Consider the following 14,638-nt stretch of genomic DNA (forward strand, 5'->3'; position numbering starts at 1 on the left):
CGCGGCGATACGCCGAGTAACCGGTTACGTCCGCGTAGTGCGACGGTTACGCGACGGCCCGTGTCCGCCCCTCGGGACGGTTCTGTGCGGTCCGTCCGGGGCCTGCTGTACCCTGACGCCATGCGTGCCGTACGCCTTCTGCTTAGTGAGCCGCGCTGATCAGTGCCGACGGGTGAAGAAATCCGTTCGGAATCGGCGCGGCGTCCCCTCCTGTGCGAGGGGCTTTTTCATTTCGCCCGCGCCGCCGGAATCGGTGTGATTCAGCACGGCAGCCGGCAGTTGGCCGAGACGATCGATGGAGCTTCGAAGGATCATGAGCGAGACGAATTCGGCTGCCGAGACGGCGGCCCCGCATCGTTATACGGCGGCCATGGCCGCCGAGATCGAGGCACGCTGGCAGGACTTCTGGGACGCCGACGGCACGTACGAGGCGGCGAACCCGAGCGGCGATCTGGCCGGTGAGCCGGCCGAGGTGGCCAGGCCCAAGAAGTTCATCATGGACATGTTCCCGTACCCGTCGGGTGCGGGCCTGCACGTCGGCCACCCGCTGGGCTACATCGCGACCGACGTGTACGCCCGCCACCAGCGCATGACGGGCCACAACGTCCTGCACACGCTGGGCTTCGACGCCTTCGGCCTGCCCGCGGAGCAGTACGCCGTGCAGACCGGCACGCACCCGCGCGTGTCGACCGAGGCGAACATCGAGAACATGAAGGCGCAGCTGCGCCGACTGGGCCTGGGCCACGACAAGCGCCGGTCGTTCGCGACGATCGACCCGGACTACTACAAGTGGACCCAGTGGATCTTCCTGCAGATCTTCAACTCCTGGTACGACGACGAGGCGAAGAAGGCCCGCCCGATCGCCGAACTGATCGCCCGGTTCGAGAGCGGTGAGCGGTCCGTGCCCGGCTCCACGCGCGCGTGGAGCGAGCTGAGCGCCGCCGAGCGCGCCGACGTGCTGAGCGAGTACCGCCTGGCGTACGCCTCCGACTCGCCGGTCAACTGGTGCCCCGGCCTGGGCACCGTGCTGGCCAACGAGGAGGTCACCGCCGACGGCCGCTCCGAGCGCGGCAACTACCCGGTCTTCAAGGCGAAGCTGCGCCAGTGGAACATGCGCATCACCGCCTACGCCGACCGGCTGCTGGAGGACCTGGACGCGCTGGACTGGCCCGAGGCCATCAAGCTGCAGCAGCGCAACTGGATCGGCCGCTCCGAGGGCGCCCGCGTGGACTTCCCGGTCGGCGAGGACGCCATCACGGTCTTCACGACCCGCCCGGACACCCTGTTCGGCGCCACCTACATGGTCCTGGCCCCCGAGCACGACCTGGTCGACTCGATCGTCCCGGACGCGTGGCCCCAGGGCACGCACGCGCTGTGGACCGGCGGCCACGCCACCCCGTCCCTGGCCGTCGACGCCTACCGCAAGCAGGCCGCTGCCAAGTCCGACGTCGAGCGGCAGGCCGACGCCAAGGAGAAGACCGGTGTCTTCACCGGCGCCTACGCGGTGAACCCGGTCAGCGGCGAGCAGGTCCCCGTCTTCATCGCCGACTACGTCCTGATGGGCTACGGCACCGGCGCCATCATGGCCGTCCCGGCCCACGACACGCGCGACTTCGCCTTCGCCCGCGCCTTCGACCTGCCGATGCGCTGCGTCGTCGAGCCGACCGACGGGCGCGGCACCGACCCGGCCGAGTGGGACGACGCCTTCGACTCGTACGAGGCGAAGATCATCGCCTCGGCCAATGACGACGTGTCCCTGAACGGGCTCGGCGTCGTCGAGGCCAAGGCCAAGATCACCGAGTGGCTGGAAGGCCGCGGCATCGGCGAGGGCACCATCAACTACCGCCTGCGCGACTGGCTGTTCAGCCGCCAGCGGTACTGGGGCGAGCCCTTCCCGATCGTCTACGACGAGGACGGCGTCGCCCACGCGCTGCCCGAGTCGATGTTGCCCCTGGAGCTGCCGGAGGTCGACGACTACGCGCCGCGCACCTTCGACCCGGACGACGCCGACACCCAGCCCGAGACCCCGCTGTCGCGCAACGAGGACTGGGTCAACGTCACCCTGGACCTGGGCGACGGGCCGAAGCGGTACCGCCGCGAGACCAACACCATGCCCAACTGGGCCGGTTCGTGCTGGTACGAGCTGCGCTACCTGGACCCGCACAATGGCGACAAGCTGGTCGACCAGGACATCGAGCGGTACTGGATGGGCCCCCGCGAGGGCATGCCGCACGGTGGCGTCGACCTGTACGTCGGCGGCGCCGAGCACGCCGTGCTGCACCTGCTGTACGCGCGGTTCTGGTCCAAGATCCTGTTCGACCTGGGGTACGTCTCGTCCGCCGAGCCGTTCCACAAGCTGTTCAACCAGGGCATGATCCAGGCCTTCGTCTACCGCGACGCGCGCGGCATCGCCGTACCGGCGGCCGAGGTCGAGGAGCGGGACGGCGGCTTCTGGTACCAGGGCGAGAAGGTCAGCCGCGTCCTGGGCAAGATGGGCAAGTCCCTGAAGAACGCGGTCACGCCGGACGAGATCTGCGCCGAGTACGGCGCCGACACGCTGCGCCTGTACGAGATGGCCATGGGTCCGCTGGACGTGTCCCGGCCGTGGGACACGCGCGCGGTGGTGGGTCAGTACCGGCTGCTGCAGCGCCTGTGGCGCAACATCGTCGACGAGACGACCGGTGAGACCACCGTCGTCGACGCCGAGCCCGACGAGGACACGCTGCGTGCCCTGCACAAGGCCATCGACGGCGTCGGCCAGGACATGGCGGCGATGCGCTTCAACACCGCCATCGCCAAGATCACCGAGCTGAACAACCACCTGACCAAGTCGGGCGGCGCGGTGTCCCGGTCGGTCGCCGAGCGACTGGTGCTGCTGGTCGCGCCGCTGGCCCCGCACATCGCCGAGGAGCTGTGGCGCAGGCTGGGCCACACCGACTCGGTGGTCCACCGGGACTTCCCGGTCGCCGACCCGGCGTACGTCGTGGACGAGACCGTGACCTGCGTCGTGCAGATCAAGGGCAAGGTCAAGGCACGCCTGGAGGTCTCCCCGTCCATCACGGACGCCGAGCTGGAGGCCCTGGCGCTGGCCGACCCCGCCGTCGTCGCGGCGCTGGGCGGTGCGGGCATCCGCAAGGTGATCGCGCGGGCGCCGAAGCTGGTGAACATCGTTCCGGCGTAAGGGGCGCGGTCCCGGGCCAACGGGCGCGGGGCCGGCGGCCTGACGGAAGCCGGCCCGCCGTCCGGTGACGGCGGCGGGCCCGGGTTTTTCCCCTACGGGCAGGTTGGGGGTTCTCAGGGAACCCTCAACCTGCCCGTTCCGTTTACGGTGGAGGGAACGACGACAACGAGGGGACCGCATGACAGCCGCGATCGTGATTCTGACGCTGCTCTTCGTCGCCTTCGTCACCCTCGGGGTCTATGTGAGCGTGAAGGCGGTCAAGGCCGCCAAGCGCGGTGTCGACCGCACCCTGAACCAGGCCCGGCGCACCGTCGAGGACACCACCCTGCGGGCGAAGAGCTACGGACAGGGCGGAGTCGTGGGGGAACTGGCGCAGTTGAGGCTGTCCCTGCGCACCTCGATGCGCGCCACCCAGGACGCCCTGGAAGCGGGCGCCGCCGAGGACGCCTCGCTCAGGGAGTCGCTGGACCTTTTCCGGAGGCTGAGCGCGCACGGGCGTGAACTGGACGACGAACTCAAGCAGATGGAGCGCGACCCGGACCGGGCCAGAGTCGCGGCACGGCTCGACGACCTGCGGGAGCGCACGCAGCGCATCACCCACTCGGCGGACTCGCTGCGGTGGGCGGCCCGCGACCGGGCGCAGAAGTTCGCCGAGGACGACCTCGCGGCGCTGAGCGCGCAGATCGACGTGGAGGCCGGGGCGCTGCGGCACTGGGCCGATGAGCCGGGCGCCGCCCCCGCTGCCGACAGCGGCCAGGGGCGCGGCCCGGCGGCAGAGCAGGGCCGGGACCGGACCGAGGTGTCATGGCCCGCCGCGCCGACGACCCAGGCGTCCGACCAGGTGTGGCCCGCAGGCGTGGACGCCGATGGTGCCGTTGACGAGGCCACCCGGCAGGCGCGTGCTGCCGGCCCCGACGCGACCGGCCGACCGGCCATCACCGCCCGGGACCCCCGGCAGGGCACCGCCTACCCCTGGCAGAAGGCGCCACGACCCGAGACCACGAACTGACGCGGACCCCGCGGCCGGCGGGGCGGGGGCCGGGCTCGACCGGCGCACGAGGCGCGAGACGGTGGTGGACGAGGGCCGGGCTGCCCTCGGACGCCGCCTGCGGGTAACCTCCCGGTCATGTCCCGCCATGTCGCCATCGTCACCGACTCAACGGCCTACCTGCCGCCGCAGACGATGGAGCAGCACGGCATCAGCGCGGTCCCGCTGACCGTCGTCCTCGGCGACCAGGCGCTGGAAGAGGGCACCGAGATCTCCGCCCGTTCACTCGCGCAGGCCCTGCAGAAACGACGGTCCGTCACCACCTCGCGGCCCAGCCCCGAGACGTTCGCCGCGCACTACCGCGCGGTCGCCGACGCCGGCGCGACGGGCATCGTCTCCCTGCACCTGTCGTCGGAGCTCTCCGGCACGTACGACGCCGCGCTGCTGGCCGCCAGGGAGGCGCCGGTGCCGGTACGGGTCGTGGACACCGGCATGATCGCCATGGCGCTCGGCTTCTGCGCGCTCGCGGCGGCCGAGGCGGCTCAGGGCGGCTGCACCCTGGACGAGGCCGTGGCGGCGGCCGAGAAGCGCGCGGCGGGCACCTCCGCGTACTTCTACGTGGACACCCTCGACTATCTGCGCAGAGGCGGGCGTATCGGCGCGGCGCAGGCGCTGTTGGGCTCGGCGCTGGCCGTGAAGCCGCTGCTGGAGCTGAGCGGAGGACGCATCGAGCCGCGCGAGAAGGTACGCACGGCGTCCAAGGCCATCGCACGGCTGGAGGAGATCGTCGTCGAGCGGGCCGGTGTCAGCCCCGTCGACATCGCCGTCCACCACCTGTCCGCGGCCGAGCGGGCCGACGCGCTCGCCGGGCGACTGCGCGAGCGCGTCCCCGGTCTGGCCGACCTGCACGTGAGCGAGGTCGGCGCCGTGATCGGTGCACACACCGGGCCGGGGTTGCTCGGAGTAGTCGTCTCCCAGCGGTGACCACGCCCAACGGGTGACCCGGTTTTCCACAATGCGCTGGTTATCCACGGAAATCGAGTGGCCTCAGCGGGTTTCGGTGAATGCGCCTACCGTGCTGAGGCATGACGAACCGAACACACTCCGTAATCACTGGCGAAGCACGGCCGCAGGGCGGGACGGCGGCGACGAATGGCCCTCGACGGACTGCCGACGGGCCGCTACGGGCTACGAGCGGTCCGGGGCGGGCTACCAGCGGTCCCGGGCGCGCACGGGGGTCGGACGGGCGGGTACGGGGCCGGGCCGTCGGAAGGCTGCGTGGAGGCAGGCGCCGTGCGGCGGTGCCCCCGGCGGTGTTGCGGCGCCGGGCCGACGCGCTGCTCGCGGGGAACGACCCACCGGCTGACGGGGCGCCGCCCGATGTGGGGGTGGCGGCTTGGGGTGCAGCGGCCTCGGGCGCGGGGGCTACTTCAGGTGCGGCGCCATCGGGTTCGGGCGCTTCGGATGCTGCGGTGTCAGGCTCGGTGGCTTCGGATGCGGCGGTGTCAGGCTCGGCCGTTTCGGGTTCGGTGGCTCCGGATGCGGAGCCTTCCGGGCCGGTGTCTCCGAATGTGGCCGCTGGGGGAGATGCCACGGATCGACCCGTGCCTCTTCCCTCGCGGGAGCGGTGGCGGCTCGCTCTGCGGGAGCGGTTGCCGGTGTGGGTGCAGGCGCGGTGCGGGCTGGAGCGGCGGACGCTGGCCGCTCTGGTCGTCGTCCTGGTCGTGAGCGCGGTGCTGGCCGGACGGTACTTCTGGGCGGGCCGCCCCGAGACCGTGCGCGCCCCCGACGTCGTCGGGCACGCGGCGCCCGAAGTGACGGGAACGGCCGGGCCACGGCCGTCCCGGCCTGCACCTCCCGGAGCGACACCGACGGGCCCGGCGGGCGTGGTCGTGGTGGACGTGAGCGGCAAGGTGCTGCGACCGGGAGTGCTGCGGTTACCCCTGGGCGCGCGGGTCGTCGACGCGCTGCGCGCGGCGGGCGGCGTCCGGCCCGGCACCGACACCACCGGGCTCAACAGGGCGCGCATCCTGGTCGACGGCGAGCAGGTCCTCGTGGGCGTACCGGCCGTCGCCGGAGCCGCAGCCGTCCCCGGGACGGTCCAGGGGGCGCCTGGGCAGGTACCGGGCGGCCCGGGCGGCGGAGGAGGGCCGATCAGCCTCAACACGGCGACGGTGGAGCAGCTCGACACCCTGCCCGGCGTCGGGCCGGTCCTGGCCCGCCACATCATCGAGCACCGTACGCGTCACGGCGGCTTCCGGTCGGTGGACGAACTGCGTGAGGTGAGGGGCATCGGCGACCGGCGCTTCGCCGACCTGCGGCCCCTCGTGCGGCCATGACGCGGGTCGTCGCGCATGCGAGGTCGGACAACCGGCTGGGCGATGCGAACCCGCGCCAGGAAGGCCCTGCCGACCTGCGGCTCGTGGCCCCGGCCCTGGCGGCGTGGGGAGCGGCGGCCGTCGCGCTGGGCACGCCCGGGTGGTGGACGGCCGTGGGCGTGGCGCTCTGCACGGCAGCGGCGGTCCTGTTGCTGGTGGGCGGGGAGCGGGGTGCACGACGAAGACGGCGGGCCAACGTCACCGCGTGCGCAGGGGTGTTGTTGTGCGCGGCGGCCGGCGCGGCCTCGGCGGGACTGCACGGCGCGGACCTGAGACGCGGGCCCCTGCCGGGACTTGCGCAGGAACACGCACGGGTCGTCGTCGACGTGACGGTCACGTCGGACCCGCGCCCTGGACGGGCCGTCGTGCGCGGCAGTCGCGCGGCCCCCTCCTCGGTCGTCCTCAACGCGGAGGTGACGAGTCTGTCGGCGCTCGACGGGACGGTCACCCGTGTGCGCACGCCTGTCCTGCTCCTGGCAAGGCCCGGCGAGGACGGTCGGCATCGCGAGGCGTGGCTGCGGCTGTTGCCCTCCACCGGGCTGCGCACCGCCGGGCGTCTGGCGCCGCCGCGACGGCCCGGAGACCCGTTCGCCGCAGTGCTGTACACGGACGCGGGCCCGCCGCGGATCGCGAGGCCGCCGACCGCGCTGCAGCGCACGGCGGGGGAGCTGCGTGCGGGGCTGCGGGCGGCGACCGACGGACTGGCGCCGGACGCCAAGGCCCTGCTGCCGGGGCTCGTCGTCGGTGACACCTCCCGCATCCCGCCGGACCTGCGCGAGGCTTTCGAGGCGACGGACCTGACGCACCTGCTTGCCGTCTCCGGTAGCAATTTCACCGTCGTGTTGCTGCTGCTCATCGGGCCCGTCGGGACCGCGTCGCATGCAGAACGCGGCGGTCTGGCTCCGCGGCTGGGCATCCCGCTGCGTGCGACGGCGATACTCGGCGGGGCCCTGACCCTCGGGTTCGTGCTGGTGTGCCGGCCCGAGCCGAGCGTGTTGCGGGCGGCGGCCTGCGGGCTGATCACCCTGCTCGCCATCGGCACGGGGCGCCGCAGGTCGCTGATCCCGGCGCTGGCGGCGGCGGTGCTGCTGCTGGTGTTGTACGAGCCGGCGCTGGCGCGTACGTACGGCTTCCTGCTGTCGGTTCTGGCGACGGGCGCGCTGCTGACAGTGGCCCCCGGTTGGAGCGCCGCCCTGCAGGCGCGCGGGGTGCCGCCGCGCATCGCGGAGGCGCTGGCCGCGGCGGGCGCGGCGCAGGCGGTGTGCGCGCCCGTGGTGGTGGTCTTCGCGGCGAGGGTCAGCCTGGTGGCGGTGCCGTGCAACCTGTTCGCCGAGTTCGCAGTGGCTCCTGCGACGATCCTCGGGTTCGCCGCACTCGCCATGGCCCCGGTGGCCATGCCCGTGGCCCGGGTGCTGGCCGAGTGCGCGGGCTGGCCCGCCGGGTGGGTGGCCTCCGTCGCCCGTACCGGGGCCGCACTGCCGGGGGCGCGGGCGGAGTGGCCGGGAGGCTGGGGCGGCGGCCTGTTGCTGGCCGTCGTGGTCGCGGCGCTCGTGCTGCTCGCCCGGCGGGCGGCGCGCCACCCGTGGGCGGCCGCCGGGTGCGCGGCGTTGCTGCTGGTCGCGGTGGTGCGGCCGGCGCCGCTCACGCGGATGGTCACGGGGTGGCCGCCGCCGGGCTGGGTGCTCGCGATGTGCGACGTGGGCCAGGGCGATGCCATGGCCCTGGCGGCCGGTGACGGTACGGCGGTCGTGGTGGACGCGGGGCCCGACCCCGAGCCGGTGGACCACTGTCTGCGCGACCTGGGCGTGCGCCGGGTGCCGATGGTGCTGCTCACGCACTTCCACGCCGACCATGTGGCCGGGCTGCCCGGGGTGCTGCGCGGCCGGCAGGTCGGGGCGATCCAGACCACCGGGCTCCTGGAACCGCCGGGCCAGGCCGCGTTCGTGCACCGGACGGCCGCGCTGGCCGGGGTTCCGGTCGTACGCGCCGGACCGGGGGAGCGGCGCCGGGCGGGGCCGCTGGACTGGCGGGTGCTCTGGCCGCCGGGCCCGGCCGCGTTCGCCGACATCGGGCAGGGCAGGAGCGTCCCGGGCCCGGAGGCGCCCGAGGGTCCGAACGACGCGAGCGTCACCGTGCTCGTCCGTGCCGTGGGCGGGGTGAGCCTGCTGCTCCTGGGCGATCTGGAGCCGCCCGCACAGCGGGGCCTGACCCGGGCTCACCCGGAACTGCCGCCGGTCGACGTGCTGAAGGTCGCCCATCACGGGTCGGCGCACCAGGACCCGGGCCTGTTGCGCAGGGTCAGACCCAGGCTGGCGCTGGTGTCGGCCGGCCGGGACAACCCGTACGGCCACCCCTCGCCCCGTACCGTCGACGCCCTGCTGGCCGGGGGAGCGGCGGTGCTCCGCACCGACCGGGACGGCGCCGTCGCGGTGACCGGCGCGGGACCACACCTGCGTGCCGTCGCAGCCGGGCGGGGACCGAGGGCACCCGATGAACGGTGGCCGACGGGCGGAGCGCGGAGGTGCACTCGCCTGGCTGACCGCGTACGGCTCCGGTTGAGCCGGCCGCCGACCTCGCGCGGGGCGCGTGCGGCTCCGGTCGGCCGGCCGTCGGCCCCGTACAGGTGCGTGCCGCTCCGGTCGAGTCGGCCGCCAGCACCGGCTGCCGAGCCGTACGGACGTGGGTGGCTCCGGTTGGGCCTCGGCCGGCTGCCCCGTCAGGCGCGTGTGGGCCGCCGCACCGGCTGCCGCCGCCGTATGGGTCCGTACGGCTTCGGTGCCGGGGGCCTGGGCCGGGTGGGGCCTGCGGTCAGACCAGCCAGGTGCCGTTGCGCATCAGGAGGCGGTCGGGGAGTTCGTTCTCCTCGCGCCAGGCCTTCACGGTGCGGGGCGTCACGCGGAGGTAGACCCACTCCGCGCGATCGCGCGGGTCCCAGCCCAGCGTCTCGGCGAAGGCGTCCGCGGCCTCCCTCGGCAGGTCCGGGCCCTCGACCGCCTCGGCGTCGCCGTCGATGAGCACGACGTCTCGTGTGTGGCCGAGGCTCAGGCGGACCCGGCCGCGCGGGGAGACATTGCGGGCCGTGGGGGTGGTGCGCCGGGTCGAGATCAGCAGAGCGCCGCCGTGCTGGACGAACGACAGCGGCACGAGGAACGGTTCGCCCGGGCCGCCCGCCGTGGCGACCCAGACGTCCTCGTCCTTCTCCAGGCGCGTGAGGACGTCCTGCTTGCGCTGCTCGCGGCTCCGGGCCGGCTCATGGACCGTCATGGGCGCACCGTAAGGGCGGTGTCGGTCCCGTCGCCTCGGGCTTCGGGACCGTTCCGCGGATGCGGTGGACCTAGGACCGGGGCTGCGCGGTTCATGAGGGCGGACCTGGGCGTTCGGGCCGTTCGGGGACGTTGAAGAATGGTGCCGTGAATGAAGAGAACGACACGAACGACGCACGACACGTGCTGGTGCTGCCCGACCGGGACGCGGCGGAGGAGGCCGCCGAGGCCCTCGGCGAGCGCTTCGAGCTGGACGAGGACCCCCAGCTCATCAGGGAGGCCCTGGCCGGGGAGGACGACGCCGAGGACGCCCAGTGGCTGGTCGTCGTCGAGGACCCGGACGGCCGGCTCTCCGCGGCCGAGCTGGACGACTTCGCCGCCGAGTGGGACGGCTGGCGCGAGGAGCCGTAGGCCGCCGGGCGGCGCACGGGGCGGGGGCGCTGTCGGTGGGCCGTGGGATGCTGGTTCACGATGGCCACCAAGAACTCGACCGACGATCCCCTCGCCCCCGTGACGCTCGCCGTGGGCCAGGAGGACCTGCTCCTGGACCGCGCGGTGCAGCAGGTGGTGGCGGCCGCCCGGGCGGCCGACGCCGACACGGACGTCCGTGATCTGACCGCGGACCAGCTCCAGCCCGGCACGCTGGCGGAGTTGACCAGCCCGTCGCTCTTCGCCGAGCGCAAGGTCCTGGTCGTGCGGAACGCCCAGGACCTCTGCACGGACACGGTCAAGGACGTCAAGGCGTACCTGGCGGCGCCCGTCGAGGACATCTCCCTCGTCCTGCTCCACGCGGGCGGAGCCAAGGGCAAGGGCCTGCTGGACGCCGCCCGCAAGGCGGGGGCCCGGGAGGTCGCCTGCCCGAAGACGACGAAGCCGGCGGAGCGGCTGACGTTCGTGCGGCAGGAGTTCCGCGCCGTCGGGCGGTCGGCGACGCCTGAGGCGTGCCAGGCCCTCGTCGACGCGATCGGCAGCGATCTGCGGGAGCTGGCCAGCGCGGTCTCGCAGCTCACGGCGGACGTCGAGGGCACGATCGACGAGGCCGTCGTCGGCCGCTACTACACGGGCCGGGCGGAGGCGTCGAGCTTCAACGTCGCCGACCGGGCGGTCGAGGGCCGCGCGGCGGAGGCCCTGGAGGCGTTGCGCTGGTCCCTCGCGACCGGAGTCGCCCCCGTCATGATCACCAGCGCCCTCGCGCAGGGCGTCAGGGCGATCGGCAAGCTCTCCTCGGCCCGTGGCGGTCGCCCCGCCGACCTGGCCCGCGAGCTGGGCATGCCGCCGTGGAAGATCGACCGGGTGCGCCAGCAGATGCGTGGCTGGACCCCGGACGGCGTCGCCGTGGCCCTGCGCGCCATCGCGGAGGCCGACGCGGGCGTCAAGGGCGGCGGGGACGACCCCGAGTACGCCCTGGAGAAGGCGGTCGTCACCATCGCGCGGGCGGCCCGCTCCCGCCGCTGAGGGCCGACGGTCCGGCGCGCGCCCCGAAGGCCCCGTCCCCGCGGAGGTCCCCACGCGCAGTGCCCGCACGCCCATTCGCCTGCGCGTTCCGCTCACGCCCAGGCATGCCGAAGGCCCCGTACCCCGAAGACCCCGTCCCCGCGGAGGTCCCCGCACGCAGTGTCCGCACGCCCACTCACCTGTGCGTCCCGCTCACGCCCACGCTCCCCGAAGGCCCCGCCCCCCGTAAGGCCGCACCCGCAGACGCCCCCACCCGCGGACGCCCCCACCCGCGGAGGCACCCACCCGCAGCGCCTGCACGCCCACCCACCCGCGCGCGTCCCACCCCCCGGCGCGTCCCACCCCTCCCGCGCGTCCCACCCCCCGGTGCGCCCCGCACACCCCGTGCGCCCAACGCACCCCATGCGCCCCGCATACCCCCAGGCACGCCGAAGGCCCCGGTGGCGTCCTGGGGAAGGACGGCCGCCGGGGCCTTCGGGTCACGATGGTGAGCCCGTACCCGCGTGGCGAACGCAGGCCGCGTACGGACTCGGGATGTGCCGGTCGGGAGCGGATGAGAGGGCCCGCTTCGGTCCCTTCCGGCGATCAAGTCGTTCCGTCCGTCACTTCACGGGGACGAGCCCCCGAAGGTCGGGAAGGAGGGTCCGGGCTTGCGCCCGGGGAGCGGGTGCTCAGCCCTGCAGGGAGGCAACCTTGGAAGCCAGCGCCGACTTCTTGTTGGCGGCGGCGTTCTTGTGGATGACACCCTTGGAGACAGCCTTGTCGAGCTTGCGGGCGGCCTCGCGAGCGGCCACGGTGGCCTTCTCGACGTCGCCGGCGGCGGCAGCCTCACGGGCCTTGCGGATAGCGGTCTTGAGCGACGACTTGACGGCCTTGTTACGCAGGCGCGCCTTCTCGTTCGTCTTGTTCCGCTTCATCTGGGACTTGATGTTCGCCACGAAAGAGCCTTTTCAGGTTCGTAAGGATTTTTCGATTGCGTCCCGCGGCTGAGAGGGCCCACGAGACACAGCTGCCCAGGCTACCAGGAGCCCTCGGAGCGGCCCAAACCGAGCGCACGTCGCCGTCCGTGGGACCATGGAACCTACGTATCGATCCGACGTCGACCCGAGCAGGGACGCCAGGCCTGCGCCCGGCGTCTCGAGAATCAGGACCCTGCGTGCCCGCGACCCCTACCCACGTGCCCGAGCCGAGCCGTACCGACCCGGCACTGATCCGCAATTTCTGCATCATCGCGCACATCGACCACGGCAAGTCCACGCTTGCCGACCGGATGCTCCAGCTGACCGGTGTGGTCGAGCAGCGGCAGATGCGCGCTCAGTATCTCGACCGCATGGACATCGAGCGCGAGCGCGGCATCACGATCAAGTCCCAGGCCGTCCGGCTGCCCTGGGCCCCCACCGAGGGTGAGCACCAGGGCAAGACCCACATCCTCAACATGATCGACACCCCGGGCCACGTCGACTTCACCTACGAGGTGTCCCGCTCCCTCGCGGCCTGCGAGGGCACGATCCTCCTCGTCGACGCCGCCCAGGGCATCGAGGCGCAGACCCTCGCCAACCTCTACCTGGCGATGGAGAACGACCTCACGATCGTCCCGGTCCTCAACAAGATCGACCTGCCGGCCGCGCAGCCGGAGAAGTTCGCCGAGGAGCTGGCCAACCTCGTCGGCTGCGAGCCGGACGACGTGCTGCGCGTCTCCGCGAAGACCGGCCTCGGCGTCGAGGCGCTGCTGGACCGTGTCGTCAAGGACGTCCCGGCCCCGGTCGGTGTCGCCGACGCGCCCGCACGCGCGATGATCTTCGACTCGGTGTACGACTCGTACCGCGGCGTCGTGACGTACGTCCGTGTCGTCGACGGACAGCTCAACAAGCGCGAGCGCATCCGGATGATGTCGACCGGCGCCACGCACGAGCTGCTGGAGATCGGCACCAACTCGCCGGAGATGCTCGCCGCCGACGGCCTCGGCGTGGGCGAGGTGGGCTACCTGATCACCGGTGTGAAGGACGTCCGCCAGTCCAAGGTCGGTGACACGATCACCAGCCAGGCCAAGGGCGCCACGGAGGCGCTGGGCGGCTACAAGGACCCCAAGCCGATGGTGTTCTCCGGCCTCTACCCGCTGGACGGCTCCGACTATCCGGAGCTGCGCGACGCCCTCGACAAGCTCCAGCTGAACGACGCCGCCCTGGTGTACGAGCCGGAGACCTCCGCGGCCCTCGGCTTCGGCTTCCGCGTCGGCTTCCTGGGCCTGCTGCACCTCGACGTGATCCGTGAGCGGCTGGAGCGCGAGTTCGGCCTCGACCTGATCGCCACCGCGCCCAACGTGGTCTACCGGGTGATCATGGAGGACGGCTCCGAGCACATCGTCACCAACCCGAGCGAGTTCCCCGAGGGCAAGATCAGCGAGGTGTACGAGCCGGTCGTGCGCGCCACGATCCTCGCGCCCTCCGAGTTCATCGGCTCGATCATGGAGCTGTGCCAGAACCGGCGCGGCACGCTCCTCGGCATGGACTACCTGTCGGAGGACCGGGTCGAGATCCGCTACACCCTGCCGCTCGCCGAGATCGTCTTCGACTTCTTCGACCAGCTGAAGTCCAAGACCCGCGGCTACGCCTCGCTCGACTACGAGCCCACCGGCGAGCAGGCGTCCAGCCTGGTCAAGGTGGACATCCTGCTGCACGGCGACAAGGTCGACGCCTTCTCGGCGATCACCCACAAGGACGCGGCGTACGCGTACGGCGTGCGGCTCGTCGCCAAGCTGCGCGAGCTGATCCCGCGGCAGGCCTTCGAGGTGCCCATCCAGGCCGCCATCGGCTCCCGGGTCATCGCCCGCGAGACCATCCGCGCCATCCGCAAGGACGTCCTCGCCAAGTGCTACGGCGGTGACATCTCCCGTAAGCGGAAGCTGCTGGAGAAGCAGAAGGAAGGCAAGAAGCGGATGAAGATGGTCGGTTCCGTGGAGGTCCCGCAGGAGGCCTTCATCGCGGTGCTGTCCAGCGACGAGTCCGCGGGCAAGGGCAAGAAGTAAGGGCAAGAAGCAGGGCGCCGGTAAGGGCAAGAAGCAGGGCGCCGGTAAGGGCAGAAGTAGGTCGGTAAGGGCGAGAAGGAGGAGCCCTGGCCGGCCGCCCCTCGCGCCGCGCGGCGGCGCGCACGGCATGCGGAGGCGCTCGTCCGGAAGACGGACGGGCGCCTCCGGCTTTTTCACGGTGGGCGCACAGTCGTTATGAACCGGGTATGAATCACGAGGCCGCAGCCCCTTACGCGGCGGAGCACGGCGCTCTAACCTGATGCCGCTCGGTGGTTACTCGCGAGTTAAACAAACCTGCCGTTCAGCCCGCCTTTCACGCAGCAGTGAACAGCCCGCACTCAATGCGGC

Annotated in this window: 9 protein-coding genes and 1 pseudogene; 8 read left to right on the top strand and 2 right to left on the bottom strand. The window is 72.6% G+C overall.

The annotated features are described in order from the left end of the window. Nucleotides 1–313: 313 nt before the first annotated feature. The 5 genes and pseudogenes from leuS to ABEB09_RS22760 form a co-directional block, all read left to right on the top strand. Nucleotides 314–3,181, top strand: coding sequence for a leucine--tRNA ligase (gene leuS / locus ABEB09_RS22740; protein WP_345691756.1), 2,868 nt, complete (start codon nt 314–316; stop codon nt 3,179–3,181). Nucleotides 3,182–3,359: 178 nt separating this feature from the next. Then, nucleotides 3,360–4,190, top strand: a complete 831-nt coding sequence (locus tag ABEB09_RS22745; RefSeq protein ID WP_345691757.1) for a hypothetical protein — start codon at nt 3,360–3,362, stop codon at nt 4,188–4,190. Between the two features lie 117 nt (nt 4,191–4,307). Then, on the top strand, nt 4,308–5,153 hold the full coding sequence (locus tag ABEB09_RS22750) for a DegV family protein (protein ID WP_345691758.1): 846 nt from the start codon (nt 4,308–4,310) through the stop codon (nt 5,151–5,153). Nucleotides 5,154–5,773: 620 nt separating this feature from the next. After that, nucleotides 5,774–6,508, top strand: coding sequence for a ComEA family DNA-binding protein (locus tag ABEB09_RS22755; protein ID WP_380840762.1), 735 nt, complete (start codon nt 5,774–5,776; stop codon nt 6,506–6,508). Next, nucleotides 6,505–9,018 (top strand): annotated as a pseudogene (locus ABEB09_RS22760) (ComEC/Rec2 family competence protein); the annotation flags it as partial. The gene ABEB09_RS22755 and the pseudogene ABEB09_RS22760, both read left to right, overlap by 4 nt. Before the next feature lie 337 nt (nt 9,019–9,355). Here ABEB09_RS22760 and ABEB09_RS22765 read toward each other — a convergent pair. After that, nucleotides 9,356–9,811: a pyridoxamine 5'-phosphate oxidase family protein gene (locus tag ABEB09_RS22765; RefSeq protein WP_345691760.1), complete on the bottom strand. Its 456-nt coding sequence runs from the start codon at nt 9,809–9,811 to the stop codon at nt 9,356–9,358. 182 nt (nt 9,812–9,993) lie between these two features. On the opposite strand from ABEB09_RS22765, the gene ABEB09_RS22770 reads away from it, so the two are divergent. Both ABEB09_RS22770 and holA read left to right on the top strand, forming a co-directional pair. Further along, nucleotides 9,994–10,221 (top strand): hypothetical protein, encoded by a 228-nt coding sequence (locus ABEB09_RS22770; protein ID WP_345694046.1) that lies wholly within the window; start codon nt 9,994–9,996, stop codon nt 10,219–10,221. A gap of 60 nt (nt 10,222–10,281) precedes the next feature. Then, on the top strand, nt 10,282–11,265 hold the full coding sequence (gene holA, locus ABEB09_RS22775) for a DNA polymerase III subunit delta (protein WP_345691761.1): 984 nt from the start codon (nt 10,282–10,284) through the stop codon (nt 11,263–11,265). Between the two features lie 671 nt (nt 11,266–11,936). Here holA and rpsT read toward each other — a convergent pair. Beyond that, complete coding sequence (gene rpsT / locus ABEB09_RS22780) at nt 11,937–12,203, bottom strand: 30S ribosomal protein S20 (protein WP_345691762.1); 267 nt, start codon at nt 12,201–12,203, stop codon at nt 11,937–11,939. A 218-nt stretch (nt 12,204–12,421) separates the two neighbouring features. Here rpsT and lepA point away from each other — a divergent pair, with 218 nt between their 5' ends. Then, nucleotides 12,422–14,290: a translation elongation factor 4 gene (gene lepA / locus ABEB09_RS22785; protein ID WP_345691763.1), complete on the top strand. Its 1,869-nt coding sequence runs from the start codon at nt 12,422–12,424 to the stop codon at nt 14,288–14,290. Nucleotides 14,291–14,638: the final 348 nt, after the last annotated feature.

Origin of the sequence: Streptomyces coeruleoprunus, assembly GCF_039542925.1 — a bacterium.
Lineage (GTDB): Bacteria > Actinomycetota > Actinomycetes > Streptomycetales > Streptomycetaceae > Streptomyces > Streptomyces coeruleoprunus.